The sequence below is a fragment of the Mycobacterium sp. NGS24 genome, from assembly GCF_059813065.1.
This window is the reverse complement of record NZ_JCALDW010000015.1, coordinates 1-24,302: the sequence shown is the minus strand read 5'-3', so window position 1 is coordinate 24,302 and position 24,302 is coordinate 1. Positions and strand designations below refer to the sequence as shown.

General features: G+C 65.9%; 20 protein-coding genes and 1 pseudogene. 8 read left to right on the top strand and 13 right to left on the bottom strand.

The window, feature by feature from the left end; translation table 11 throughout:
• Positions 1-76 precede the first annotated feature (76 nt).
• On the bottom strand, positions 77-1,588 hold the full coding sequence (locus AC5Y6Y_RS18425; protein WP_499919239.1) for an FAD-dependent oxidoreductase: 1,512 nt from the start codon (positions 1,586-1,588) through the stop codon (positions 77-79).
• A 205-nt stretch (positions 1,589-1,793) separates the two neighbouring features.
• Here AC5Y6Y_RS18425 and AC5Y6Y_RS18420 point away from each other — a divergent pair, with 205 nt between their 5' ends.
• The 5 genes from AC5Y6Y_RS18420 to AC5Y6Y_RS18400 are packed head-to-tail and all read left to right on the top strand — an operon-like array spanning position 1,794 to position 7,994.
• Complete coding sequence (locus AC5Y6Y_RS18420; protein ID WP_499919256.1) at positions 1,794-2,861, top strand: glycosyltransferase family protein; 1,068 nt, start codon at positions 1,794-1,796, stop codon at positions 2,859-2,861.
• Positions 2,858-4,096: a glycosyltransferase gene (locus AC5Y6Y_RS18415; RefSeq protein ID WP_499930133.1), complete on the top strand. Its 1,239-nt coding sequence runs from the start codon at positions 2,858-2,860 to the stop codon at positions 4,094-4,096. The genes AC5Y6Y_RS18420 and AC5Y6Y_RS18415 overlap by 4 nt, the downstream gene beginning before the upstream one ends.
• Complete coding sequence (locus AC5Y6Y_RS18410; protein WP_499930132.1) at positions 4,080-4,967, top strand: glycosyltransferase; 888 nt, start codon at positions 4,080-4,082, stop codon at positions 4,965-4,967. Before AC5Y6Y_RS18415 ends, AC5Y6Y_RS18410 begins: the two co-directional genes overlap by 17 nt.
• Positions 4,964-5,830, top strand: coding sequence for a glycosyltransferase family 2 protein (locus AC5Y6Y_RS18405; RefSeq protein WP_499919243.1), 867 nt, complete (start codon positions 4,964-4,966; stop codon positions 5,828-5,830). The genes AC5Y6Y_RS18410 and AC5Y6Y_RS18405 overlap by 4 nt, the downstream gene beginning before the upstream one ends.
• A gap of 46 nt (positions 5,831-5,876) precedes the next feature.
• Positions 5,877-7,994 (top strand): catalase, encoded by a 2,118-nt coding sequence (locus AC5Y6Y_RS18400; RefSeq protein ID WP_499919245.1) that lies wholly within the window; start codon positions 5,877-5,879, stop codon positions 7,992-7,994.
• 7 nt (positions 7,995-8,001) lie between these two features.
• Here the strand turns inward: AC5Y6Y_RS18400 and AC5Y6Y_RS18395 are convergent, their stop codons facing one another.
• From AC5Y6Y_RS18395 to AC5Y6Y_RS18380, 4 genes are read right to left on the bottom strand one after another with little or no spacing between them, the layout of a single operon-like run.
• On the bottom strand, positions 8,002-8,409 hold the full coding sequence (locus tag AC5Y6Y_RS18395) for a DoxX family protein (protein WP_499919246.1): 408 nt from the start codon (positions 8,407-8,409) through the stop codon (positions 8,002-8,004).
• 17 nt (positions 8,410-8,426) lie between these two features.
• Complete coding sequence (locus AC5Y6Y_RS18390; protein ID WP_499919248.1) at positions 8,427-9,236, bottom strand: SDR family NAD(P)-dependent oxidoreductase; 810 nt, start codon at positions 9,234-9,236, stop codon at positions 8,427-8,429.
• Positions 9,214-9,552, bottom strand: coding sequence for a LuxR C-terminal-related transcriptional regulator (locus tag AC5Y6Y_RS18385; protein WP_499930131.1), 339 nt, complete (start codon positions 9,550-9,552; stop codon positions 9,214-9,216). Before AC5Y6Y_RS18385 ends, AC5Y6Y_RS18390 begins: the two co-directional genes overlap by 23 nt.
• A gap of 60 nt (positions 9,553-9,612) precedes the next feature.
• Positions 9,613-10,974, bottom strand: coding sequence for an HNH endonuclease signature motif containing protein (locus AC5Y6Y_RS18380; RefSeq protein ID WP_499930130.1), 1,362 nt, complete (start codon positions 10,972-10,974; stop codon positions 9,613-9,615).
• 214 nt (positions 10,975-11,188) lie between these two features.
• Here AC5Y6Y_RS18380 and AC5Y6Y_RS18375 point away from each other — a divergent pair, with 214 nt between their 5' ends.
• Positions 11,189-12,778, top strand: coding sequence for a multicopper oxidase family protein (locus AC5Y6Y_RS18375; protein ID WP_499919711.1), 1,590 nt, complete (start codon positions 11,189-11,191; stop codon positions 12,776-12,778).
• A gap of 11 nt (positions 12,779-12,789) precedes the next feature.
• Here the strand turns inward: AC5Y6Y_RS18375 and AC5Y6Y_RS18370 are convergent.
• From AC5Y6Y_RS18370 to AC5Y6Y_RS18335, 8 genes and pseudogenes are all read right to left on the bottom strand, one after another.
• A pseudogene (locus AC5Y6Y_RS18370) lies at positions 12,790-13,611 on the bottom strand (alpha/beta fold hydrolase).
• The gene (locus AC5Y6Y_RS18365) at positions 13,608-14,597 is read right to left on the bottom strand and encodes a cyclase family protein (RefSeq protein ID WP_463827204.1); all 990 of its coding nucleotides are present in this window, start codon (positions 14,595-14,597) and stop codon (positions 13,608-13,610) included. The pseudogene AC5Y6Y_RS18370 and the gene AC5Y6Y_RS18365 overlap by 4 nt, the downstream one beginning before the upstream one ends.
• Positions 14,597-15,412: a coniferyl-alcohol dehydrogenase gene (locus AC5Y6Y_RS18360; RefSeq protein ID WP_463827203.1), complete on the bottom strand. Its 816-nt coding sequence runs from the start codon at positions 15,410-15,412 to the stop codon at positions 14,597-14,599. The genes AC5Y6Y_RS18365 and AC5Y6Y_RS18360 overlap by 1 nt, the downstream gene beginning before the upstream one ends.
• A gap of 3 nt (positions 15,413-15,415) precedes the next feature.
• Positions 15,416-16,726 (bottom strand): LLM class flavin-dependent oxidoreductase, encoded by a 1,311-nt coding sequence (locus AC5Y6Y_RS18355; RefSeq protein WP_499919708.1) that lies wholly within the window; start codon positions 16,724-16,726, stop codon positions 15,416-15,418.
• Positions 16,723-18,450 (bottom strand): FAD-binding protein, encoded by a 1,728-nt coding sequence (locus AC5Y6Y_RS18350; RefSeq protein ID WP_463827201.1) that lies wholly within the window; start codon positions 18,448-18,450, stop codon positions 16,723-16,725. Before AC5Y6Y_RS18350 ends, AC5Y6Y_RS18355 begins: the two co-directional genes overlap by 4 nt.
• Complete coding sequence (locus tag AC5Y6Y_RS18345; RefSeq protein WP_499919706.1) at positions 18,447-19,364, bottom strand: 3-carboxyethylcatechol 2,3-dioxygenase; 918 nt, start codon at positions 19,362-19,364, stop codon at positions 18,447-18,449. The genes AC5Y6Y_RS18350 and AC5Y6Y_RS18345 overlap by 4 nt, the downstream gene beginning before the upstream one ends.
• A complete protein-coding gene (locus tag AC5Y6Y_RS18340; protein WP_499919705.1) occupies positions 19,312-21,021 on the bottom strand; it encodes a bifunctional 3-(3-hydroxy-phenyl)propionate/3-hydroxycinnamic acid hydroxylase in 1,710 nt (569 codons plus the stop codon). The genes AC5Y6Y_RS18345 and AC5Y6Y_RS18340 overlap by 53 nt, the downstream gene beginning before the upstream one ends.
• Positions 21,021-21,884 (bottom strand): alpha/beta fold hydrolase, encoded by an 864-nt coding sequence (locus tag AC5Y6Y_RS18335; RefSeq protein ID WP_463827198.1) that lies wholly within the window; start codon positions 21,882-21,884, stop codon positions 21,021-21,023. Before AC5Y6Y_RS18335 ends, AC5Y6Y_RS18340 begins: the two co-directional genes overlap by 1 nt.
• Before the next feature lie 125 nt (positions 21,885-22,009).
• On the opposite strand from AC5Y6Y_RS18335, the gene AC5Y6Y_RS18330 reads away from it, so the two are divergent.
• Both AC5Y6Y_RS18330 and AC5Y6Y_RS18325 read left to right on the top strand, forming a co-directional pair.
• Entirely contained in the window at positions 22,010-22,675 is a 666-nt protein-coding gene (locus AC5Y6Y_RS18330) for an IclR family transcriptional regulator (RefSeq protein ID WP_499919703.1), read from the top strand.
• A gap of 13 nt (positions 22,676-22,688) precedes the next feature.
• On the top strand, positions 22,689-24,302 hold a 1,614-nt coding region (locus tag AC5Y6Y_RS18325; protein ID WP_499919702.1), incomplete at its 3' end, for an FAD-dependent oxidoreductase.

Sequence of the window (24,302 nt, the reverse complement as noted above, 5' to 3'; positions counted from 1 at the left end):
CAGTCAACCCGTCACCGGGTATTAAGTCAAGCGATTGATTTAAACATGGGTACCGTCGGCCACCGGCCGCGACCGCTCACCGCGAGGCGGTCAAATCGGTGGTAGCCGGCCCCTCCAGCAGCGTGCCGTCCGGCGCGAAGCGCGATCCGTGCAGCGGACATTCCCAGGCCTGGTCGGCGTCGTTCCAGTTGACGATTCCGCCGAGGTGCGGGCACACCGGAGAGACGGTGTGCTCGACGCCGTCCACGCGGGACCTGGCCTCCAGATGCCAGGGCGGCCCGCTGACGACGCCGGTTTCGTCCGGCCCGGGGCTGCGGTTGGTCCAGCGGGTTGCTGGGGTGATCCAGCCCCGGCCCAGGTTGAACCCGACCTCGAGGTTGGACTGCAGCGCGGTGCCCAGTCCCGTCAGCTCATGCCGGCTCCAGCTGGCGAAGGCGCTGGCCCAGTCCATCCGTCCGCCCAGGATCCGGCTCGACAGCGCCAATGCGGCGGCGGGGCCGTTCGTCATTCCCCATTTGTTGAATCCCGTTGCGATGTAGATGCTGTCGAGATTGGGCAGGATGGGACCCACGTACGGCAATTCGTCGATCGGGCTGTAATCCTGTGCCGACCAGAAATGCGTCTGCGCGGCGCCCGGAAAGTGGCGCTTGGTCCACGACGACAGCTCGTCCAGCGCCTTGGACGGACTCTTCTCGCGCCCCACGGTGTGCCCTGCACCGCCGACGATCAGCAACTCGCCGTCCGGCACGGGTGCGTAGCGCACCGAGCGGGTCGGCGAATCAGTCGAGATCATCATCGGACGGGTGATGGTGCCGGGGACCTTGAACGCCAGACAGTAGGACCGCTGCGGTTTGACCCGGGCGAAGTAACCGCCGCGGTCCAGAATCGGCATCCCGGTGGCCAGCACCAAGTGCTCGGCGTGCACGTCGAGGTCCTGCTGCGCCTCGTCGTTGACCCGGACCCGCACCCCGCTGCCGCGGGTGGACACGCTGCGTACCCGGGCGTGCTCGACCAGTCGCCCACCGTGCTCCAACAATTCGACGACGAGCGCATCGAGGAACTTCATCGGATCGAACTGCGCCTGCTCGCGCAGTCGCACGCCACCGTGGTACGGGAACGGGACGTCGGCGTCGTCCTCCCAGGTGACCGGTAGCCCCACCGTCTGGCACGCATTGAACTCCGCGCGCGCCGACTTGACGCCGTCGCCGGACTGGGCGTAGGTGTACGCATCCTCCCGCTGGACCGCGACCCCGTGCTTGTCACAGTGGTGGAGGATCCACTCCATTCCTTCGCGGTTGCCGTCCAGATAGGCGCGCGCGGTGTCCCGGCCGTGTTTGGGCAGAATCTTGGACAAGTGAGTGCCCTGCAACAGGCTGATTTTGGCGGTGGTGTTTCCGGTCGCGCAGGCGCCGACGGTCCGTGCTTCCAACACAAGCACGTCCTTGCCCGCGCGCGCCAAGAGCACTGCGGTGGTCAAACCGGTGATGCCGGCACCGACCACGATGACGTCGGCGGACGGTGGCCCGTCACCAAGCCTGCTCGCCGCCCAGGGTTTTCCGGTCCGATTCTCCAGCCATAGCGAAGTCACCGCCTTTTCGTACCCGTAATCGCTCCCCGCAAACGGACCGCCAGGTCACTGCATCGGCCGGCGTTTGGCCCCCTTGATCGCGGGTACTACGCAGGGGCTTTGTTCTTCAATCAGCAGGAACGAGATCGCGGCTGGGCCGCAGCCAGCGGTGGCTGCCCGAGATTCCGGCGCGATCGTTCTCTTCTTCACCTCGGTCGCGGAAGGAATTGTCTTGCGTGTCGCTTCGGTTCCCGCGTCGCACGTCTACGTGCGGCACCTGACTGATCATTACGCGGATTCCGTTGTGCGACTCGATGATCCGGTACCAGCTGACGGTTGTACGGTGCCCGGCGGCTGGTGGCCGCCGCTGATGCTCGAACGCGGGTGGGTCAGTGCTCACCACGAACTGTTCGACGTGTTCCATGTCCATTTCGGCTTCGACGCGATTGGGCCTGAGGTGCTGAACGACGTGGTCCGGGAACTGCAGATGCGGCACAAGCCGCTGGTGTACACCGTGCACGATCTGCGTAACCCCCACCACCCCGAACCGGGCGCCCACGCCGAGCAGCAGGATGTGCTGATCGCGGCCGCCGACGAGTTGATCACACTGACTCCCGGTGCGGCAGAACTGATCCGGCAACGGTGGCAGCGGCACGCGCGGGTATTGCCGCATCCGCATGTGCTGGATCGGCGACGCATCGATCTTCCCCGCACACCTCGCGACAGGTTCGTGGTCGGCGTGCACGTCAAGAGTGTGCGCGCCAATATGGATCCACTGCCGGTGATAGCCGCCCTTGCCGAGATCGTGCCGGCTTTCCCCGACGCGGTGTTGCAGATCAACGTGCACGACGAGATCTTCGATCCGGCCAACCACTGGTTCGCACCGGAGATCGGGTTTGCCCTGCTGGACTATCGCGGCCATCCGCAACTGGACGTGCGGGTGCACCCGTACTTCTCCGACGACGAACTCTGGGAATACCTTGCCTCCCTTGCGGTCTCGGTGCTGCCGTACCGGTTCGGCACCCATTCGGGGTGGCTGGAGGCATGCTTTGATCTGGGCACCGCCGTCGTGGCGCCCAGTTGCGGGTTCTATCACCAGCAGCGACCGTGTGGCGTGTTCGAGTTCGACGAGCACACCTTCGACGAATCGTCCCTCGACCGGGCGATCAACGATGCCTACCTGCGCTGGGCAGCCGGTGAACCCGCTCCGCGCGCGACCTGGGCGCAGCGCCGTGCCGAACGTCGTCAACTCGCCGAAGCCCACCAGGACATCTACCAGAGCGTGCTGGCATGACCGCACCGTTGCATGTCGCGCTGATCGCATCCAACCGGTTCCCGATCCGCCAGCCCTTTGCCGGCGGGCTGGAGGCACATGTTTTCCAGCTGGCACGCGGCCTGGCTGCCGGCGGCTGCCAAGTCTCGCTGTTCGCCGCGCCGGATTCGGACACCGCATTGCAATGCCGCTCTCTGGATCTGCGTCCGCTGGGTTTGTCCGAGGCGGCCCGCGGTGATGTCTCGATGCCGGCTCCGGCGTTCATGGCCGACCACCACGCCTATCTGTCGCTGATGATGTGGCTGGCCGGGCCCGGCAAGGACGAATTCGACGTGATCCACAACCACAGCCTGCATTACCTTCCGGTCGCGATGGCCTCGATGCTGCCGGCGCCGATGCTGACCACCGTCCATACGCCGCCGACGCCGTGGCTGGAGTCGGCGATCGACGCCGCCAACGGTGACTGCGGCCGCTTCGCCGCCGTGTCGCACCACACCGCTGCGTCGTGGCGACACACGATCGGCCGGGTCACCGTGGTGCCCAACGGAATCGACACCGCACAATGGCCGCTCGGTGCCGGTGGGCCGGACCTGGTGTGGTTCGGCCGGATAACCCCGGAAAAAGCGCCACATCTCGCGATTGCCGCCGCCCGCCGGAGCGGGCGGCGGCTGAATCTGGCGGGTCCCATCAGCGACCCGCGATATTTCACCGAACGCGTGGCTCCGGAATTGGACGACGGCGTTCGCTACGCCGGCCATCTCGACCACGACCAGTTGGCCGATCTGGTGGGCGCGGCCGCCGCGGCGCTGGTCACCCCGGCCTGGGACGAACCGTATGGTCTGGTAGTCGCCGAAGCGATGGCGTGCGGCACCCCGGTCGTGGCGTTCGCCCGCGGCGGCATTCCCGAACTCGTCGACGACAACGTCGGCCGGTTGGTCGCCACCGATGACGTGCCGGCGATGGCGGACGCCGTCGCAGCGGCGGTCCGGCTCCCCCGAAAACAGGTACGCGATCACGCTGTTCGCCGCTGCTCGTCGAAGGCGATGGTCAGCGCCTACTGCGACGTGTACCGCCACATGATTGATGACTCGACGGGTAGGTCCGATGATCGGCTACTACATCCACCACCAAGGTTTCGGACATCTGGCGCGGGCGGCCAGTATCTGCGCCCGAATGCAGTATCCGGTGACGGCGCTGACATCGCTGGATATCGCTCAGCCACACCCCTTTTCGGCGATCGTGAGATTGTCGCGTGACGACGCGGCGGTCGCGGTTGGCGAGCCCACTGCGCACGGCGCCCTGCACTGGGCGCCCCATCACGACCCCGGGTCCACTGCGCGGATGCACGAGATCGCGAGCTGGGTCGGGCGAGCGCAACCGGCGGCCGTCGTCGTCGACGTGTCGGTCGAAGTGGCGACCTTCGTTCGGCTGCTCGGCGTGCCGGTGATCGTGATGGCGTTGCCCGGCAAGCGTGTTGACGCCCCACATCTGCTGGTGCACCGGCTCGCCGATCACATCGTGGCGGCGTGGCCGCGAGACCTGTGCGTGCCGTCCTGGTTGCGGCCTTACGAGGACAAGACCAGTTACGTCGGCGGCATCAGTCGATTCGAGGACCGCTCTGACTGCACTTCCGGCGGGCGGGTACGCACGGCGACATCACCGGAGGGCATGCGGGTGCTGGTCCTCGGCGGAGCCGACGGCACGTTCGGTGCGGCGTTAGAGGATTGCGCGGCAACCTATCCCGGCTTCACCTGGACCGCGCTGGGCGGCGGTAGCGGTTCCTGGACCGCAGATCCGTGGCCGCAGATCTGTGCCGCGGATGTGGTCGTGACGCACGCGGGTCAAGGGTCGGTGGCCGACGTCGCCGCCGCACGACGACCAGCAGTCGTCGTCCCCGAGCCGCGGCCCTTCGACGAGCAGAAAGCCACCGCGAATGTGCTCAAGCGGCATCGACTCGCGGTGGTCGCCAAGAGCTCGCCCAATGCACGAGCCTGGCCCGCGCTACTGGCGCACGCCTCTTCGAGCGACCCGGACCGCTGGCGCCGCTGGCAAGTCGAGGGTGCCGCCGCGCGTGCCGCCACCGCCATCGAAGCCACCGCGCAACGATGCAGCCCGAGCGCAGCATGAGGACCGCTGTCATCACCACCGTGCACGGCCGGGGCGCGCACCTGCAGCGGCAACTGGAGGGATTGGCTCGCAGCACCCTGATGCCGGACACCCACGTCGTCGTCGCGCTCGGCGATCCCGCCGTCGCCGAAACCGTAGCTGCGGTAGGCGCGCCGGCGATCGTCGTCGACTGTCCGGCACCGCCGCCGCTGCCGATCGGATCGGCACGCAATCTCGGCGCGCAGACCGCGCAGGAACACGGTGCTGAGCTGCTGATCTTTCTTGACGTCGACTGCATCCCGGGCGCCACGCTGATCGAGCGCTACCTGGACGTCGCACGCCGGCCGGAGCACGCCTCCGCACTCCTGTGCGGACCCGTCACATACCTGCAGCCCCCGGGGCCAGGTGGCTACGTCATCGCACAACTGTGCGCGCACCCAGATCCGCATCCGGCCCGACCGGCGCCCCAGGACGGCACCGTCCTCGACACCGTGGACTACTCGTTGTTCTGGTCGTTGTCCTTCGCGGTGAACTGCGGTGTCTGGCAGGAAATCGGGGGGTTCTGCGCCAGGTACCGCGGCTACGGTGGTGAGGACACCGACTTTGCTCAATGCGCTGCAGCCCGTGGAGTGCCGATGCGTTGGGTGGGCGGGGCACACGCGTTTCACCAGTACCATCCCGTGGCCGATCCGCCCGTGGATCACCTCGACGACATCCTGCGCAATGCGGCGATTTTCCACCAGCGCTGGGGATGGTGGCCGATGGAGGGCTGGCTGTCCGCGTTTGAGGAACAAGGCTTTATCGTCCGCCAGGACGACGGATGCCCGGTGCGAACCGCAGCCGTCCGCGCACCGCCGGGCAATCACAGCGTTTCAGCGCAATAAAACCGGCAACCCGCGCCTATAACAACAAACAGCCCAGGAGTTCGAGATGCCCCCCGCCCGCAAGCCCTCCCAATCCACCCCGCGCCGCACCAGCCCGACCGGCGCCACCAACGGCGACGACCTCGAGGCCGACCCGCGTTCCCAGCAGGGCAAGTTCCTCACCACCGCACAGGGTGTGCGCCTGCCCGACACCGATCACTCGCTCAAAGCCGGTAACCGCGGGCCCAGCCTGCTCGAAGACTTCCATCTCCGGGAAAAGATCACCCATTTCGACCACGAGCGCATTCCAGAGCGTGTGGTGCACGCCCGAGGCGCCGCAGCGCACGGCGTCTTCGAGGCATACGGCAATGCCTCGGACTACACCCGAGCCGGCTTCCTGGCCCGCAAAGGCCGGAAAACTGACGTCTTCTGCCGTTTCTCCACGGTTCTCGGCTCGCGCGGATCGGCCGACACGGTGCGCGACACCCGCGGTTTCGCGGTGAAGTTCTACACCGACGAAGGCAACTTCGACTTGGTAGGCAACAACATTCCCGTGTTCTTCATCCAGGACGGCATCAAATTCCCAGACGTCGTGCACGCCGCGAAGCCCCACCCGGACCGGGAGATCCCGCAGGCGCAATCCGCCCATGACACCTTCTGGGATTTCGTGTCACTGCACACCGAGGCCACCCATCACGTGTTCTGGAACATGAGTGACCGCGGTATCCCGCGCTCGTACCGCACCATGGAGGGATTCGGCGTGCACACCTTCCGGTTGGTGAACCGGAAGGGCAAGACCAGTCTGGTCAAGTTCCACTGGAAGCCGGCGGCCGGCGTGCATTCGCTGGTGTGGGAGGAAGCGCAGATCGCCGCCGGATGCGATCCGGACTTCCACCGCCGCGACATGGCCGATGCGATCGACGCCGGCGCTTTCCTCGAATACGAACTCGGCATTCAGGTGATGCCGGACGACGGCACCGATACTTACGAAGGAATCGATCTGCTCGATCCGACGAAACTCGTTCCGGAGGAACTGGTTCCGGTCACCCTGATCGGCAAGCTCACGCTGAATCGCAATCCCACCAACTATTTCGCCGAAACCGAACAGGTCGCATTTCACACCGGCAACCTGGTTCCCGGTATCGAGCCGACCAACGATCCACTGATGCAGGCTCGGTTGTTCTCCTACCTCGACACCCAGCTGACCCGGCTGGGCGGGCCTAACTTCACGCAGTTGCCGATCAACCGACCGCACTGCCCGGTCAACGACATGCTGCGCGACGGCATGCATCAGACGGCAATCCACGAAGGGCTGGCCCCGTACCGTCCCAACAGCATTGACGACGGTGAACCCGAGGTGGCCGGTGTCGACGACGGTGGCTACGTGCAGACGCCGCGGGCGGTCCAGGGCCCGACCGTCCGGGAGAACCCCGCCTCGTTCGACGATCACTTCAGCCAGGCCGCGATCTTCTACCGCAGCCTCAGCCGCGTCGAACAACTGCACGTCATCGAGGCGTTCACCTTCGAACTCGGCAAGTGCTACGAGCAGGAGATCAAAGAACGCGAACTGCAGGTGCTCGCCAACGTCGACACCGACCTGTGCGAGCAGGTCGCTGCCGGGCTGGGATTGCCTGCGCCGAAAGGTAATCCGCCGAAGGACGTCACCACCTCAGCGGCATTGTCCCAGGTGTACACCGAGCCCGGGCCGGTCGACGGCCGCAAGGTCGGCATCATCGCCGACGCGGGGTCGGACCTCGCGGGCGTCTCGAAATTGGTGAAGGCTGTGCTGGCCGCAGGCGCCGTCCCGCTGCTCACCGCACCGGTAGGCGGAAAACTGAAGTCGGGCAGACGGATTGAGATCGTGGAACGCACCTTACTGACCGCTCGGTCCATCGAATTCGACGCCGTGATCGTCGCCGCCGGAACCACGCCCAGCGGGGACATCAAGCTGGTGACTCTGCTGCAGGAGGCATTCCGGCACTGCAAGCCGGTGGCGGCCTGGGGCGACGGGGTTGCCGTGCTGCAGCAGGCCGGCATCTCTGCCGACGACCCCGGGGTGCTGGTCTCCGACGACGTCGACAAGGAAGCTACCGCGGCACTGCTGGCAGCCCTCGGGATGCACCGGGTGTGGGACCGGGCGCCGAAGGTGATGGCGTCGGCGATCCTGCCGGCCAAGAAGAGGTAACGGGTCGCTAGCCGCCCTGGGATCTGCGGTTCCGCCACGCCGTCCACGCGCCGGTGCACCATAGGGCCCAGATCACCAGGAGCGGCTGAAACAGCAACCGGACGCCACGGGCCAGGTCGGAATCGAGCCCGAATGCGTCCGTGTGCGTGACGAACTGGGAGATATTGCCCGGAAAGACCAGCACGAAGAAAAGCGCAACCAGCCACCCGACCGGCACCCGCCACCGGGTGGGTCCCAGCAGGGCGGCTCCCAGCGCTAGCTCGACGACACCCGAGGCGATGACGACGAAATCGGCGCTCACCGGCAGCCACTGCGGAACTTGTGCGTAGAACGTGGTCCGGGCGAAGCTGAGGTGGCCGACGCCGGCGAAGATCAGGAAGGCACCGAGGGCGATGCGGAACACGGTGCGCAGCATGTCGTTGCGTCCCGCGCTTATGTTTCGCGCTTCCGTGACCGAATCACCTTGCCGGCCACCGTTCCACCGTCCACGGGCAGCACCGTCCCTGTGACGTAGCGCGACCGCTCAGTGGCGAAGTACAGCGCCGCCTCGGCGACGTCATCGGGTGTGCCCTCCCGCTTCAGCGGCCGGTCGTCGCGCATCGTCTGTCGGATGTTCGCCTCGAACCGCTCCAATTCCGCCGGGTCCATACCGGCGGCGGACGACGCCAGGATCGGGGTCGGGATGTTGCCGGGCGCAATCGCGTTCACGCGAATCTCGTTATACGCCAATTCGATTGCCGCCGATTTGGTGAACTGGATGACGGCCGCTTTGGAAGCCCGGTAGGTCGCGACGCCACCGCCGGCCAGGATCCCGCCGATCGAGCTGATGTTGATGATGGAGCCACCGCCATGGGCGGCCATGTGCCGGGCAGCGTCTCGGGTGCCGACCATCACCCCCAGCACGTTGACCGCCATCACGCGGTGGAAGTTCGAGAAGTCGTCGTCGAGCAGACGGCCCAGCGGGCTGGAGATCCCGGCGTTGTTCACCATGACATGCAGCCCACCGAACGTGTCGACCGTCGCCGCCACCAGCGCAGTGACCTGTTCGGGGTCCGACACATCGGTGCGGTGAAACACGGCGTTCGGTCCCAGCGCCTTGGCCAGGGCCTCGCCGTTGGCAGTGTCGATGTCGGCCATCACCACCCGCGCGCCCTCGGCGACAAACCGCTCCACGAGCCCGCGTCCGATGCCTGAAGCACCGCCGGTGATGACGGCAACCTTATCCGTCAGTTCGTTGGTCACCCGTCGAGTTAATCGGCGATACAGGTATTAAGTCAAGCAGTTGATTTAAGAGCCGCTGTCGGCGACGAATACCCGGCCGTACGACTGACGGCAACGCGGACCGATAGTCCGGTCGGCGATGCTTTCCCGGAATAGCGTTCTGACGCACGGCTTCTTGCGCCAATTGCACGCGGGAGATGAACATGCGCGCAGCGATGTCCTTATTGGCCAGTCCATCGCTGACAAGACGGGCCACATCTAGTTCGGCCGGGGTCAGCGCCGCCCAACCGCTCGAAGGCCGCTTGCGTTCGCCCCTTCCGCGCAGTGCGTAACTCATGGCGTCCTCAGCGGACAGCGCAGTTAATCTGCTGGTGGCACACGCTTTTCACCGGCGGCGCTACGGTTCGTCGTCGTGTTCGGGGTTGAGGAGTTTTTCGGGGTGGTGGTAGGTGTTGGTTCTGGGTTGGCCGTGGTCTTGGTGGGGTGGGGGGAGCCATTCGGTGTGGCCGTGGGTGTTGGTGCGGGTGGTCCAGCCGTGTTCGGCCAGGCGGTTGTGGATGCCGCAGGCCAGGGTGAGGTCGGTGATGTCGGTGCGTCGGGTTTTGGTCCAGGCGGTGACGTGGTGGACATCGCTGTGGTAGGCGGGGGCGCTACAGCCGGGTTTGGTGCAGCCGCGGTCTTTGGCGTGCAGCATGATGCGTTGGGCCGGTGAGGCCAGGCGTTGGGTGTGGTATAGCGCCAGCGGTTTGGCGTGATCGAACAGCGCCAGGTAGTGGTGGGCGTGGCTGGCCATGCGGATGACATCGGTGATCGGGAGCAGGGTGGCGCCGCTGGTGCGCCCGGTGCCGGTACCGGCTTCGAGGTCGTGCAGGGTGGTGGTGACGATGATGGTGACCGGCAGCCCGCGGTGGGTGCCCAGGTCCCCGGAGGCGAACAGCGCGCGGATGGCGGCCAGCGTCGCGTCGTGCTGACGCTGGGCGGTGCTGCGCCGGTCGGCGCTGGCGATTTCGGGGTCGGGTTCGCCGTCGATGACTGGGGCTTGGTCGGCGGGGTTGGCCATGCCGGGGGCGGCCAGTTTGGCCCACAGTGCCTCGATCGCCGCCCGTAGTTCGGGGGTGATCAGCCCGCTGATCGTGGACATGCCGTCACGCTGCTGGGCACCCAGGGTGATCCCGCGCGATCGGGTGCGTTCTTCGTCGGTGAATTCCCCGTCAGGGTTGAGGCAGTTCATCATGTGCTGGGCGTAGCCGACGAGCTCATCGGGGCGTTGCCAGGTGGCTTTGTCGGCCAGGTCAGCTTCGGCGGCCTCGCGGGTCAACGCATCGACTGTGGCGGGTAGATGTTTGAAGAAGTCGCGGATCACGGTGATCTGACCGTCGCCGATGCGGCCGGCGCGCTGGCCGGCTGCGGTCGCGGTCAGCACCGGCTCCAGGGGTTGGCCGGTCAGCGCGCGGCGTGGGCCCAGATCGGCGGCCTCGGCGATGCGGCGGGCGGCGCAGGGTTTGGTGATGCCCAGCCGGGTGGCCAGCGCCTCACACAACGTGCCCCCCAACTCGGTTTTGTCGGCCTGGGCGGCGAGCTGATTGATCAACGGGTGCTGCGGGACCCGCAACCGGCGCGCCATCCGTTCCAGTCGCTGCAAGGCCCGCAACCGCTCCGGGGTGGTCAACACCTCAAACGACAACCCACACAACCGATCCACCCCAGCATCGAGCGCGTCGAAGACCGCCACGATCTCATCGCGCGAACTGGTTGCCATACCGATGATTCTACGAACCACCACCGACAACCAGATGAGCGATAAACGGTTGCGCCAGAACATCATTCGCTCCAAATTCGAGGGAACCGATCAGCGTGGGATTTCGTCTAATACCCCCGCGGACCACCCTGCGCAACAGTTGCAAGATCCGTCGCATCTGAGCAGGGTAGAAGGCGCACTCTAGGACCAGGCCCACGCATCAGAGGAGCTGTCAATGCCGGTACTGCCGACCAGCGGCAACCCCTTCGAGACGACCCGGATCAGCAGACGCGGCTTCATCGCCGCAGGTATCGCCGGCGGTGCGGCGCTCGTCGCGTGCGAACGGTCGGTAACCACCAAGCCGACGATGTCCGGCGCCATCGCCGCGGCCGAAGCAACCCGTCCGCACAGCGGTCGCACGGTGACAGCAAGTCTCACGCCGCAAGCGACCAAGGTCGACATCGGCGGCAAGATCGTCGACACGTTCGCCTACGGCGACAGCATCCCGGGCCCGCTGATCCGGTCCACCATCGGCGACGAGATCGTCGTCTCAGTGTCCAACAGACTCGACCATCCCACGTCGGTCCATTGGCACGGCGTGGCGATACGCAACGACATGGACGGCGCCGAACCCGCGACACCGAACATCCCTGCCGGCCAGAACTTCACCTACCGGTTCTCCGTCCCGGATTCGGGAACGTACTGGGCTCACCCCCATACCGGTCTCGATGCCGACAAAGGTCTCTACCTGCCGTTCATCGTCGACGATCCGACCGAAATGGGCCACTACGATGCGGAATGGATTGTGGTGCTCGATGATTGGACCGACGGTGTCGGTAAGTCACCGCAGCAGCTCTACGAAGCCCTGACCGACCCGAACAGACAACCCAGCCCGCCACCGCTACCCACGACCACGTCGACCACGACGGCCTCTTCGGCTCCGCCCAGCCCGACCAGCGGGATGCCCGGTATGCCAGGGATGCCGGAAGGAACGGCAGGTGAGGTCGGCACCAGCGACTTACTCGGCGGCGATGCCGGCGACATCGCCTACCCCTACTACCTAGTCAACGGACGAATTTCGGACGCCGCAACAACATTCAATGCCAAACCCCGCCAACGAATCCGAATCCGGCTCATCAACACCGCCTCGGACACCACGTTCCGGGTCGCATTGGCGGGCCACCCCATGACGGTCACCCACACGGACGGCTACCCGGTGATCCCCACCCAGGTCGACGCGTTGCTGATCGGCATGGCCGAGCGCTACGACGTCTACGTGACCGCGGCCGACGGCGTCTTCCCGCTCGTCGCAGCCGCCGAGGGGAAGAACGCCGTCGCCCGGGCATTGTTGTCCACCGGGATGGGCAGTCCACCCGACCCCCGGTTCCGGCCCGCGGAACTCACCCGCCGTGTCGGCACCATCGAGAAGTTCACCGCCACAACATCGGTCAACCTCGGGCGACCGGACCCCGGCCTCGAACTGCCGGTCGTACTCGGCGGCACGATGGCCAAGTATGACTGGACGATCAACGGCGAGCCGTACAGCAGGACGAAACCGCTGCACATCCGAGAAGGCCAGCGGCCGACCCTGGTGTTCGACAACCCCACCATGATGTACCACCCGATTCATCTGCACGGCCACACATTCCAGGTGGTCAAATCAGACGGCTCCCTCGGCGCTCGCAAAGACACCGTCATCGTGCTGCCGAAGCAGAAGATGCGTGCCGTCCTGATCGCCAATAACCCCGGGACGTGGGTGATGCACTGTCACAACACATATCATCAACACGCAGGAATGATGACGCGGCTGGATTACCTGATCTGACGCCGTCCAGGCTAGCGGCCGAAAAGGTCCAACAACAATTCGTTGACCGCCGCCGACTGCTCGATCTGCGGACAATGGCCGGCACCATCGACCACCACCGAACGGCCACCGGCTATCTGCTCGGCGATCTGCGCCGCCCACCCCGGCGGGAGCAGCTTGTCGCCGCCGCCCTCGACGACCAGTGTCGGCACGTGGATACGTTGGTACGCCCGCGCGCTCGACGGCGTGGCCGGTGACGCGGCATTGGGGCGGCGAAAGCGGGCCGCAGCCACCGCTTCCCACGCGCCGGGCGCTGTGCTCGACTCATAGCGGCGCCACACGTAATCCTCGTCGGCCGGATAGCTCGGGTCGAAGAAGAGAGCCTCGACGATGTTGCGCATAGCCGGCAAGGTCGCGTCGTACTGCTGCAGGGCGTCGAAGTAGCGATTCTGCTGGATCTCCCCACCACCGCAGATGATCGCAACACTACGCACCGGCAGCAGCGGGGCATCCGAAGTCATGTCGGTGAGTAGATTGATGGCGCCCATCGAGTTTCCGGCGAAATGCGCCGCCTCGACACCGAGCACCTGACAGAACCGGGCCACATGCCGGATACGCATCGCCCGGCTGTTGACGAAGTCGATGACCTTGGCCGATCCGCCGAATCCGAGTTGATCGGGGGCCAGCACCCGGAAGTGCTTCGCCAACTCGCCGATGGTGTGCTTTCAGCCGAGTTCTGCACTGGCACCGAACTCACCACCGTGCAGCAGCACCACCGCATCACCGTGCCCGGCTTCGAGATAACTCGTGGCCAGCCCGTCGATTTCGAGCGTTCGGCGATGGACGCCCGTCATTTGATGGCGATCGGATTGACCGGCGAGCCCACGCCGCCGGTGACCCGCAGCGGAGGCGCGATGAGTTGGAACTCGTAGACACCGTCGGTGGCGCAGTCGGCGGCCAGCGCGGTGAGGTCCCAGTACTCGCCGAGCATCAGGCCCATGTCGCGCAGGCACAACAGGTGGAAGGGCAGGAACAGGCCGTCGACGCCGGACACCGGATCCTCGACCTGAAGATTGTCGGCCGCCACCGCGGCGACCTCGTTGTCATGCAACCACTGGGCGCACCGCCAGTCCAGTCCCGAAAAGCGTTCGACTTTATCACCGGTCATCAGAAACCTTGCCCACCAACCGGTTCGAACCAGGACTATGTCCCCGCGCTCGATGGTCACGCCCTGCGCCCGGGCTACCTCGTCCAATTCTTCGGGGGTGATCGGGTTTCCGTGCTCGAGAAACACCTCCGCGCCCCGATGCCGTACCAAGTCCAGAAGCACACCACGCGACGTGATCCCCTTGACGTCGACTTTGTCGATGCCGCAATGGTAAGCACCCAGACTGGTCACCGAGTCCGCCGGAAATCCGTTGTACAACCGGTCGTCGTAGTACACATGTGACAACGCATCCCACTGGGTCGCCGCCTGCAACGGCATGATGATCATGTCGTCGTTGAAGCGAAACGGATTGTCGGAGAAGTAGCTGCTCAATTGATCAGCGGTCGGGTTCTGCTGCCACCCGGACCCGTACTTCACCAAGGTATGTGCGTCCCCACCGTCCACTGTCATTACGTGAACGGGGTTGTGCCGGAACCCGAAAGCACCCTGCGGTCCGGAAGACCCGAAGTCGACACCGAGCGGGAACACCTTGCCGTGCCGGACCAGCCCGGCGGACTGGCGCACCTTCGCTGCGGTGATGAAGTTCAAGGTGCCCAACTCGTCATCGTCGCCCCACCGCCCCCAGTTGCTGAGTTCGGCTGCGACCCGGCGAAATTCCGTCATGGAAGCCATCAAGCCGGCCCTTCCTCGAGTTCGCGGGCGATGGCAGCTCCGACGTTGCCGCCGTCGACCCACACGACCTGGCCCGAAATATAGCTTGCGGCGCCGCTGTTCAAGAACAACAGCACTGCGGCTTGTTCGATCGGATCAGCCACCCGCCCCAGCGGCTTGGGTATGTCGTCGAGGAATTCGGGGCCGTAGGCGGTGCGCAACTGGTCGAGAATCGGCGTTTCAGTGACGCCCGGTCCGGTGCAGTTGATCCGGATACCGCGCGCACCGAGGTCGGTCGCGGTGCGCATCGTATAGAGAATCACGGCTTCCTTCGACAGCTGGTATCCGGTTCCCAGCGTGTCCGGATGGGACTGACACCACTCGATGCCCTCCTGCATCGTCGGGGTGCGCAGCAGCGGTGCGACATCGCGCAGATGCTCCCGGTAGCCCGATGCCGCCAACGACGACACGCTCACGATCGACGAACCGGGTGTCATCCGGGGGATCAGCGCCTCGGTGAGATGGCGCAGTCCCAGGAAGTTGATGGTGACGACCAGTTGCGGGTCGCCGATACCCGACGAGACACCGGCGACGTTGAACAGCACGTCGACGGGTCCGACGATGGCAGCGACAGCTCCGTCGATCGAAGCCGGATCAGACAGGTCAACGTGATGAAAGTCGCTGAGCTCCACCGGCGGTCGGCGTTTGTCGAGTCCGACCACCGAGGCTCCCAGCTCGTGGAGGTGGTGCACCAGGTGTGCTCCGATGCCCGACGCGCATCCCGTCACCACCGCACGGCGGCCGTCGTAGCGCCACAGCTCGTCGATTCGCGACAACGGTCAGCTCTTGCCCTTTTCCTGTTCCTTCAGCCGCTGCGCCGCCTGCACGCGGCCTTCGTTGATCTCGGCCATGGCCTCCGGAATCTCACTGGCGGTGAACTTTCCGCCGCGCCCGGTGGGCAGGCCACCGAAGGAGTAGTGCTCGTCGAAGGGGGGAATGGTCGATTCCGGCCGGCGCGCCTCGACCTTCTCGATGACCGGTGCCAGCCGGGCGGCTTTGTCGGCCACCTGCTTCGCATCCCGCTCGATGAATTCGGGCAGTACCTCTTTACCCATCAGTTCGATGGATTCCATGGTCCCCTCGTGGCTGCGCGGATTGAGCAGCAGGATGATCTCGTCCACACCGCTCTCCTCGTAGCCGCGCAGGAACTCTCGCACCGTTGTGGGCGATCCGATCGCGCCACGACCGGGGCCGTACGCCAGCGTCGGGTCCTTCTCGACCTCTTCGAGATAGCGTTCCCACACCCCGGTGCGACCCGGGGTGTGCACGCCGGTCATGTAGTAGTGCATGATGCCGAACGAGAAGAATCCACCACCCTGACCGAGGCGTTCGAGGGCCTGCTCGTCGGTCTTGGCGACCATCATCGACAAATCACCGCCGATGGCCAGGATGTTGGGGTTGATCTGCGGAGTCACTGGAACCCCGTTCTCCTCGAACTCCTTGTAGTAGCCGTTGACCCGCTCGGTGAGCGGTCCGGGTCCGGTGTAGGCGAAACTCAGTGCGCCAATGCACTTCTGGGCGGCCATTTGAACGCTGGCCGGCCGAGTGCAGGCCACCCAGACCGGCGGATGCGGCTTCTGCAGCGGCTTGGGAATGACATTGCGGGCCGGCATCTCGATGTGGTTGCCCTTGAACCCCGAGAAGGGTTCCTCCACCATGCAGCGGATCGAGACTTCGAGCGCTTCCTCCCACTGTCCCCGCTTGTCGGCGGGATCGATGTTGAATCCGCCGAGCTCACCCACCGACGAGGACTCGCCGGTGCCGAATTCCACTCGGCCGTTGGAGATCAAGTCCAGGGTGGCGATGCGTTCGGCGACGCGGGCGGGGTGGTTCACCGCCGGCGGCAGGTGCATGATGCCGAATCCCAGGCGGATGTCCTTGGTGCGCTGACTCGCCGCGGCCAGAAACATCTCCGGCGCGGTGGAATGGCAGTACTCCTCGAGGAAGTGGTGCTCGGTCAGCCAGACCGTCGAGAACCCGGCCTTGTCGGCGGCCTCGACTTCGTCCAGGCAGTCCTGCAGCATCTGACGCTCGTCGTCAGGCACCCAGGGCCGCGGTAGGGCGAACTCGTAGAACAATGAGATTTTCATTTGCTACCTCCTATGGGATCAAGGGCGTGTGCGGCAATGTGTTTGGCCGCGACGAAACCGAATGTCATGGCGGGTCCGATGGTCGCACCTGCGCCGGCGTAGCTGCGCCCCATCACCGGTGCGGACGTGTTGCCCACCGCGTAGAGGCCGGGCACCACGGTGTCGTCCTCCCGCAGCACCCGGGCGAACTCGTCGGTGCGCAGGCCTCCGGACGTGCCCAGGTCCCCCAGCACGATCCGGAACGCGTAGTACGGCGGATCGCCCAGTGGATACAGGTTGGGGTTGGGCAGCGTTGGATCGCCGTAGTAATTGTCGTAGACGCTGTCGCCACGGTTGAAGTCGTCGTCGTGTCCCCGCCGCGCCAACTCGTTGAAACGGGTGGCGGTGGCCCGAAGTTGCTGCGCCGGAACGCTGATCTTGGCGGCGAGTTCCTCCCACGTCGATGCGGCCTTGACGACACCGGATTCCAGCCAGGCGGCCGGCACCTTGCGTCCGGTGGGTACCGGAGCCCCGGGCACTTTCGGAATCGGCAGGTGCCCGCCGACGACATAGCGGTTGAACGAACGGTGATCGGTGACGAGCCAGCACGGGATGTGCGTGACACCGGACTTCTGGCCCTCGATCATCGCGTGACCGAAATCCATGTAGGGGGCTGCCTCGTTGATGAACCGTTTGCCCGCGCCGTTGACGATGAACTGTGCGGGCATCATCCGCTCGTTGAGCATGAATTGCATTCGCCCGTCCGGCCATTGGATGGCGGGGAACCACCATGCCTCGTCCAGCAGGTCGGCGGCCGCACCCACCTGTTGGCCGGCTCGGATGCCGTCGCCCATCGCAGCCGGGTTGCCGAAGCTCCAGTCCTGGTCGATCACCGGCTGGTGTTCTTTACGCCAGGCCATGTCGTGGTCGAAGCCGCCGGAGGCCAGGACCACCCCGCGCCGCGCGCCGATCCGCCACTGGCGGCCTTCCCGCTGCACCACTGCTCCGAGGACGGAACCGTCGGCGCCGGTGAGCAATTCCGTCATCGGCGTGTCCAACCAGAGCGGGATGCCGCGGTCCTTCATCGCCAAGCGCAGCCGCGCCGCCAGCGACTGTCCGATCGCGGCCATCCGCTCACCGAGCAGCCGGGCCCGCGCCATTCGTGAGATCAGTTTCAGCAGCACGCCCTTGCCGGCCCAGGACTGCCGGATCCGGTAGAAGGATCGCAATTCCTTGGGTCCCAGCCAGATTCCTCGGGGCGCCAACGCGAGCGGGGTCAGCAGGCGCTGCTCGTCGTCGCCGAGTTCGCGCAGATCGATCGGTGGGACGTTGATCGTGCTGCCCAGTTCGGATCCGCCCGGCAGTTCCGGATAGTAGTCCGCATAGCCCGGCTTCCAGACGAATTGGAGCCACGGGCTGAGCTTCTCCAGGAACTCCAGCATCAGCGGCCCCGACTCGACATATTGCCGTAGCCGTGCGTCGCTGACGAGTCCGTCGGTGATCTGCCGTAGGTAGTCGACGACGCCGTCGGCATCCGGGAGGTAGCCGGCCCGGCGTTGGGCGGGTGCCCCCGGTACCCAGATGCCACCGCCGGAAAGCGCGGTGGATCCGCCGAATTGCGGAGACTTCTCGACGACCAGCACGTCGAGCCCGGACGCGTCCGCGGTCAGTGCGGCTGTCATGCCGCCGCCGCCGGAGCCCACTACGAGCACGTCCACCACCTGGTCGAAGGCCACGTCCGTCATGTGAGCACCGCCGTGCGGATCGCGAAACCGGCAATCAGATCTGCGGCCTGCTTGTAATAGCGGAGCGGGGTCTGGTACGGCCCGACGGTAGCGAGCGCAGCGAATGCTGCTATCCAGGTGCGGATTTCGTGCGCGGAGCTGCCACCCTCGTGGGTAACGAACGAGTTCGACCATCCGTCGAGATCGGCGAGGTGACCGCTGTCGATGATGTCCAAGAACCGGTGATCCCAGGCCGGGTTGAGAGGCTGCAGGTTGCTGTCTCCCCCGGCGAAATTCTTTGCGGCCTCGATGACCTGGGTCTGACGGGCCTGCCGTTGTTCGGCGGTCATGGGCCGGCCGTGCACGATCCGCTCCAGCACCGCCGGCGCGGCGGTCGCCAGCGTCGGTACCGGTGGGCTGTGGGAGAGCCCCCCGGACCCGATCAGCAGCACCCGCTTGTCGAGGGCGGCAACGAACTTGCCGACAGCGGTGCCCAGCGCGCGGCAGCGGTGCAGTGGTCCCAGCGGCGTCGCGATCGCGTTGATGAACACCGGAATCACCGGGCGGGCAGTCGCGGTCCCCAGCAACTTCTCCAACGGCTGAACGGTACCGTGATCCACGTCCATGCTGGTGGACACCGCAATGTCGACTCCGTCACCGAGGATGGCCTTGGCACATTCCCCGGCTATGTCCTGGGCGACGTCCAGCGGCCCGGCGTGGGTGCCGTAGTCACCGATTCCGTTGGCCTGCATACCGATACAGAACGGCGGCATCACTTTGTAGAAGAAACCGTTGTAGTGGTCGGGGGAAAAGATGACGACGAGTTCGGGGTCATAGTCCGCCACAAAAGCCCGCGCCTGCCCGATCGCGGCTTCGACTTCGTCAAGCAGATTCTGCGGCGGCCCCGGTAGATTCAGCAGCGGGCTGTGGGACATACAGCAAAGAGCCAGTGGCACTGTCGACTTCACCCCCTCCTGGCGTCAGGGTGAGAGCGGTTACGATCGCTGCGCTCAACTCCGGCGAGCGTTGCGCTATGCACGCTCCGGCGATGCATCGGTCCGGACGCAGAAACAACACCGACTCTGCGTGCATATCGAACCAAGCCTTCAGATCGCCTGTCCGATCCCCCACAACCACCACGTCTGGATCGTCGTGCCCGGGCCAGTGCAGTTGGGTCAGCGGGCGCAGCGCAACGAACCGGGCGCCCAACGCCTTCCAATCCGCGAAGGCTCGTTCACCGAGAATCTTGCGCGGATTGTTGTTCCAGCACAACACCGCGAACCAGGTGCCCAGCACCTCGTCGAGCAGTACATTCTGCTGCGTGCGGGTATCGACCCGGGGCTGAATGAACAGCGTGCCGGCCGGTGAATCATGCTGGGAATCAGTTGGTTTCGAGTGTACAACGGCGCCCTGTTCGTACCGCGGCATCGGTTTGAAGCGCATCTCGAGCACGTATCGTTTGAGGGTGGGCACTATCGATGCCGATCGGATCAGGAGGTCGCGCGCGGCGGCGACCTTCCGGTTGGTCGGCGAGATGACCCGGCCGACCATGGTCGACAGGTCGATCATGGCCCGGGCGTGCTTGCGTCGTTCCACGTCATAGCTGTCCAACAATGCCGGATCGGCCTGGCCCTTGACCACCGCGGCGAGTTTCCAGCCCAGGTTGGCCGCGTCGCGGATGCCGCTGTTGTAACCCTGCCCCTGCCACACCGGCATCAGGTGCGCCGCGTCCCCGGCAAGCAGCAGCCGGCCACTCCGGAAGGCGCCGGCGATGCGGGAGTGATGGGTATAGACGCGCCGGCGTATCACCTCGACCCGGTCCGGGTGCGGCACCATCCGGGCGAGCATCCGGTGCAGAAACGCCGGATCCTCTGCCTGCTCATCGGTTTCGTGGGCGTGAATCATGAACTCGAACCGCCTGATTCCGTGCGCGATCGAGATCGACGCATACGGGCGTTCCGGGTCCGCCCCCACCTCACTGTTGGGGTGACCCAGGGGATCGTTGGCGATGTCGATCACCAGCCACCGGGTCGGGGAGGTGGTGCCGTCGAAGGACACACCCATCGTGCCGCGGGTCCTGCTGCGGCCTCCGTCACAACCGACGACGTATCGTGCTCGCACGCCGACAGATCCCGCAGGGCCTTCGAGTTCGACACGCACCCCGTCGTCGCCCTGCACACAGGAGATCATCGGATGATTCCAGCGCACCTGCACCTGGTCGAATCGTTCCAGACCGCGCAGCAATTCGGCGTCGACTAGCGGCTGGACGAAGCCGTTGCGTTTGGGCCACCCGAATCGGGCATCCGGGGGCGCCATCTCGGCCAGCACCCGACGCTTGCCGTCATAGAAGCGCAAGATCTGGTTCGGCACGGTATGCGGTAGCACGCGGTCCACCAGACCGATCGACTGAAAGGTGCGCAGTGCCTCGTCGTCCAGTCCCACCCCGCGCGGATAGTCGATCAGTGTCGACCGTTCCTCGACAACGAGGGTGCGAACACCCTGCAGGCCAAGGATGTTCGCCAGGGTCAGACCGACCGGGCCGGCACCGACTATCAGAACGTCGACGGTCTCGACTCCATCGGCACCCACCATCAGCGGTCCAGCAGGAAGTCGATGTGCAACTGGTTGAACGTCTTGGCATCCTCGTACTGCGGCCAGTGACCGCAGCCCGGCATCACTTCGAATCGCGCGCCGGGAATCATCGACGCGATGCGCCGGCCCTCAGGCACGTCGGCGGTGGGGTCGTCGCTGGTCCAGAGCACCAGCGTCGGCGCCGTGATGGCGCCGTATTCGGCCGGCCCCAACAGGTTTCGAGCCCGGATCTCCGGATCCTGCAAAGCCATGATGTCGCGCATCGCAGCGACGAAGCCAGGTTGCCGGTAGATGCGTTGCCTGCTGGCCACCAAGTCGTCGTAATCCCTGGACTTGTCGGCCATCAACCACTTGATGCGCGCCTGCACGGTCTCCCAGGTCGGGTCCTCGGCGGCAGCCATGGACAGCGTGATGATCCGCTTCATCACCTCCGGGTCCGCTTGTGAGCCACCCGCTGTGTTCAGTACCAGCCGGTCGATGACATCGGGATGGTCGATGGCGGCCCGTGCGGCCACCCAGCCGCCGAGTGACTCGCCGCTGAGCTTGATCCGGTCCGCGCCGATCGCCCGCACGACGGCCATCAGGTGCTCGACGTAGTGGCGGATCTCGAGCGGATGTCCGGGCTTGTCGGTGTACCCGTGCCCCAGCATGTCGATGGACCAGGTCCAGAAATGCTCGGCATGCGCGGCAAGGTTGCGGACATAGGCCTCGGCGTGACCACCCGAGCCATGCAGCAACACCAATACCGGCCGGCTGCGGTCCCCGGCCCGCAGATAACGGGTGCGCACTGCGCCCGCAGTCAGGTAGCCCTGCTCGAACGCCACGCCCTGCAGGTCGCTCCAGACGCTTTCGAACTCCGTCACGGTTCCTCTCTGTCCGGTCTCTGCGGGAAACGACACTCTCATTTTCGACAATCGGTGTGCTAATATCGCACACTAATGTGCGTTATTTATAGAGCTTGGCTCTCCCATCGAGGTCTGTCAAGACCGTGACGGGTTCCCAGACGTTGGCACGCGGACTCTGCGCGCTGCAGATGGTCGCGGCTTCCCCCGCAGGTCTGACCATGCAGGAGGTCGCCGACCAGGTCGGTGTGCACCGGACCATCGCGTATCGGCTGCTGGCCACATTGGCGCAGTTCCGGCTGGTCACCAAGGGTGAAGACGGCCGGTACCGGCCGGCCGCCGGCCTGGCCACCCTCGGCGCGTCCTTCGATCACAACGTGCGCCAACTGTGCCTCCCGACGCTGCGCGGCCTGGCCGACGAGCTGGGCACCACGGTGTCGCTACTGGTCGCCGAGGCCGACGAGCAGGTCGCGCTCGCGGTGATCGTGCCGACGCAGGTCCCCTATCAACTCGCCTTCCACGAAGGCAGCCGATATCCGCTGGACCGCGGCGCAGCCGGGATCGCGCTGCTCGCGAGCATGCCCCCGCGCCCGGGCGAGCGCGATCTGGTGACCGCCGCGCGCCAGCGCGGGTGGGTGACCACCCACGGCGAAATCGAACCCAACACCTACGGCTTGGCGGTCGCGGTGCCTCGGCCCGCGGCGTCACCGCCAACGTGCATCAACCTGATCTCCCACCGGGAAGACGTGGTGATGCAGGGCCGGGATGCCGTCATTCGGGCCGCCGAGAAGTTGTCGGCGCTGCTGAGCTGAAGGGACACCACGCATGTCAGGACACAACTGGGACCAGGAATTCGATGTCGTCGTGCTCGGCAGCGGCGCCGCCGGGCTCACCGCCGCGTTGGCGGCAGCCGTCGCCGGGGCCACGGTGCAAGTCTTCGAGAAGGCGCAGACCGTCGGCGGCACAACGGCGGTCTCCGGTGGCATCGCCTGGATTCCGTCCCACAACCGTTGTCCCGACCGGGAATTGACGCCGGACGCGGCGTTGCAGTACCTGCACGCACAGTCGTTCGGTTCGATGGACGACGAACTGGTGGAGACATTCGTCCAGACCGGGCCGGCGATGCTGGACTTCGTCGAGTCCCACAGTGGCCTGCGCTTCGAGGTGGCCGCCGGTTTTCCCGACTACCAACCGGAATTGCCGGGCGGGCAGCCCACCGGGGGCCGTTCCCTGGGTGCGGCGCCATTCGACCTCAGCCGGATCGGCGACTGGGCCGATCGGATCACCGCGTTTCCGGCCGACTGGTCCAACGTCGGGTTCGATGCCGAAACCCGGGCACGTCTGCACGCCGACGTGGACGCGCAGGGGGAGGTCTGCGTGGCCGGGACGGCACTGATCGCCGGTCTCCTGCAGGGGCTGCTCGACATCGGGGTGACCCCGCGCACCGGCGCACGGGCCACCGAACTGTTGCTCGACGCCGACGGCATCGCCGGTGTCCGGATCGACGGGGCCGACGGGAGCATCGCCGTCCGCGCCCGCCGTGGCGTCGTCCTGGGCACCGGCGGCTTCGAATGGGATCCGGTGCTGTCACAGGCTTTTCTGCGCGGACCGATGCACGGTGCCGTGTCACCGCCGAACAACACCGGGGACGGCCTGCGGATGGCGATGGCACTGGGTGCGGACCTGGCGAACATGGGCGAGGCGTGGTGGGTACCGATCGTCCGGATTCCGGACGACACTATCGACGGCCGACAGCGCAGCCGCAGTGTGCGGTTGGAGCGAACGCGCCCGCGCAGCATCATCGTCAACCAGGCGGGCCGCCGGTTCGTCAACGAGGCGGGCGAGTACAACTCGATGGCCGGCGCCTTCCATTACCTGCAGCCGGGTAAAGGTTATGTCAACGACCGCGCCTGGATGGTTTTCGACTCAGTTCATCTGAACAGCTACGGTTTTCTGGGTATCGCACCGGGCGAACCGGTTCCCGGCTGGTTCTGCGAGTCGGCCGACCTCACCGAACTGGGCGCCAAAACCGGTATCGACGCCGGCGGGCTGACCGCCACCGTCGCGCGATGGAACCGCAACGTGGCGGCCGGTGCCGACCCCGATTTCGGCCGCGGCTCCAGCGCCTACGACGGTTACTGGGGCGACGAGCGCGCCACCACCCTGGCCGGAAAAACATTGGGCCCCATCGATACCGCTCCCTTCTATGCGGTGCCGATTCACGTCGGATCGATGGGCACCAAGGGTGGGCCACGCACCGACCACGACGGCCGGGTGCTGCATGTCAGCGGTCACCCGATCCCGGGCTTGTTCGCCGCGGGCAACGCGATGGCCGGTGCGACCGGCCGTGCCTACGGCGGGGCGGGCGGAACCATCGGTCCGGCAATGGTTTTCGGATACCGGGCCGGTCACGCTGCCGCAACCGGTGAATCCGTCAAG

Excerpts from the sequence above, each read along its gene's own strand:
- AC5Y6Y_RS18415 (WP_499930133.1), top strand. The coding sequence starts at position 2,858 with ATGACCGCACCGTTGCATGTCGCGCTGATCGCATCCAACCGGTTCCCG.
- AC5Y6Y_RS18405 (WP_499919243.1), top strand. The coding sequence starts at position 4,964 with ATGAGGACCGCTGTCATCACCACCGTGCACGGCCGGGGCGCGCACCTG.
- AC5Y6Y_RS18400 (WP_499919245.1), top strand. The coding sequence starts at position 5,877 with ATGCCCCCCGCCCGCAAGCCCTCCCAATCCACCCCGCGCCGCACCAGC.
- AC5Y6Y_RS18395 (WP_499919246.1), bottom strand. The coding sequence starts at position 8,409 with ATGCTGCGCACCGTGTTCCGCATCGCCCTCGGTGCCTTCCTGATCTTC.
- AC5Y6Y_RS18385 (WP_499930131.1), bottom strand. The coding sequence starts at position 9,552 with ATGAGTTACGCACTGCGCGGAAGGGGCGAACGCAAGCGGCCTTCGAGC.
- AC5Y6Y_RS18380 (WP_499930130.1), bottom strand. The coding sequence starts at position 10,974 with ATGGCAACCAGTTCGCGCGATGAGATCGTGGCGGTCTTCGACGCGCTC.
- AC5Y6Y_RS18375 (WP_499919711.1), top strand. The coding sequence starts at position 11,189 with ATGCCGGTACTGCCGACCAGCGGCAACCCCTTCGAGACGACCCGGATC.
- AC5Y6Y_RS18365 (WP_463827204.1), bottom strand. The coding sequence starts at position 14,597 with ATGGCTTCCATGACGGAATTTCGCCGGGTCGCAGCCGAACTCAGCAAC.
- AC5Y6Y_RS18355 (WP_499919708.1), bottom strand. The coding sequence starts at position 16,726 with ATGAAAATCTCATTGTTCTACGAGTTCGCCCTACCGCGGCCCTGGGTG.
- AC5Y6Y_RS18350 (WP_463827201.1), bottom strand. The coding sequence starts at position 18,450 with ATGACGGACGTGGCCTTCGACCAGGTGGTGGACGTGCTCGTAGTGGGC.
- AC5Y6Y_RS18345 (WP_499919706.1), bottom strand. The coding sequence starts at position 19,364 with ATGTCCCACAGCCCGCTGCTGAATCTACCGGGGCCGCCGCAGAATCTG.
- AC5Y6Y_RS18340 (WP_499919705.1), bottom strand. The coding sequence starts at position 21,021 with ATGGTGGGTGCCGATGGAGTCGAGACCGTCGACGTTCTGATAGTCGGT.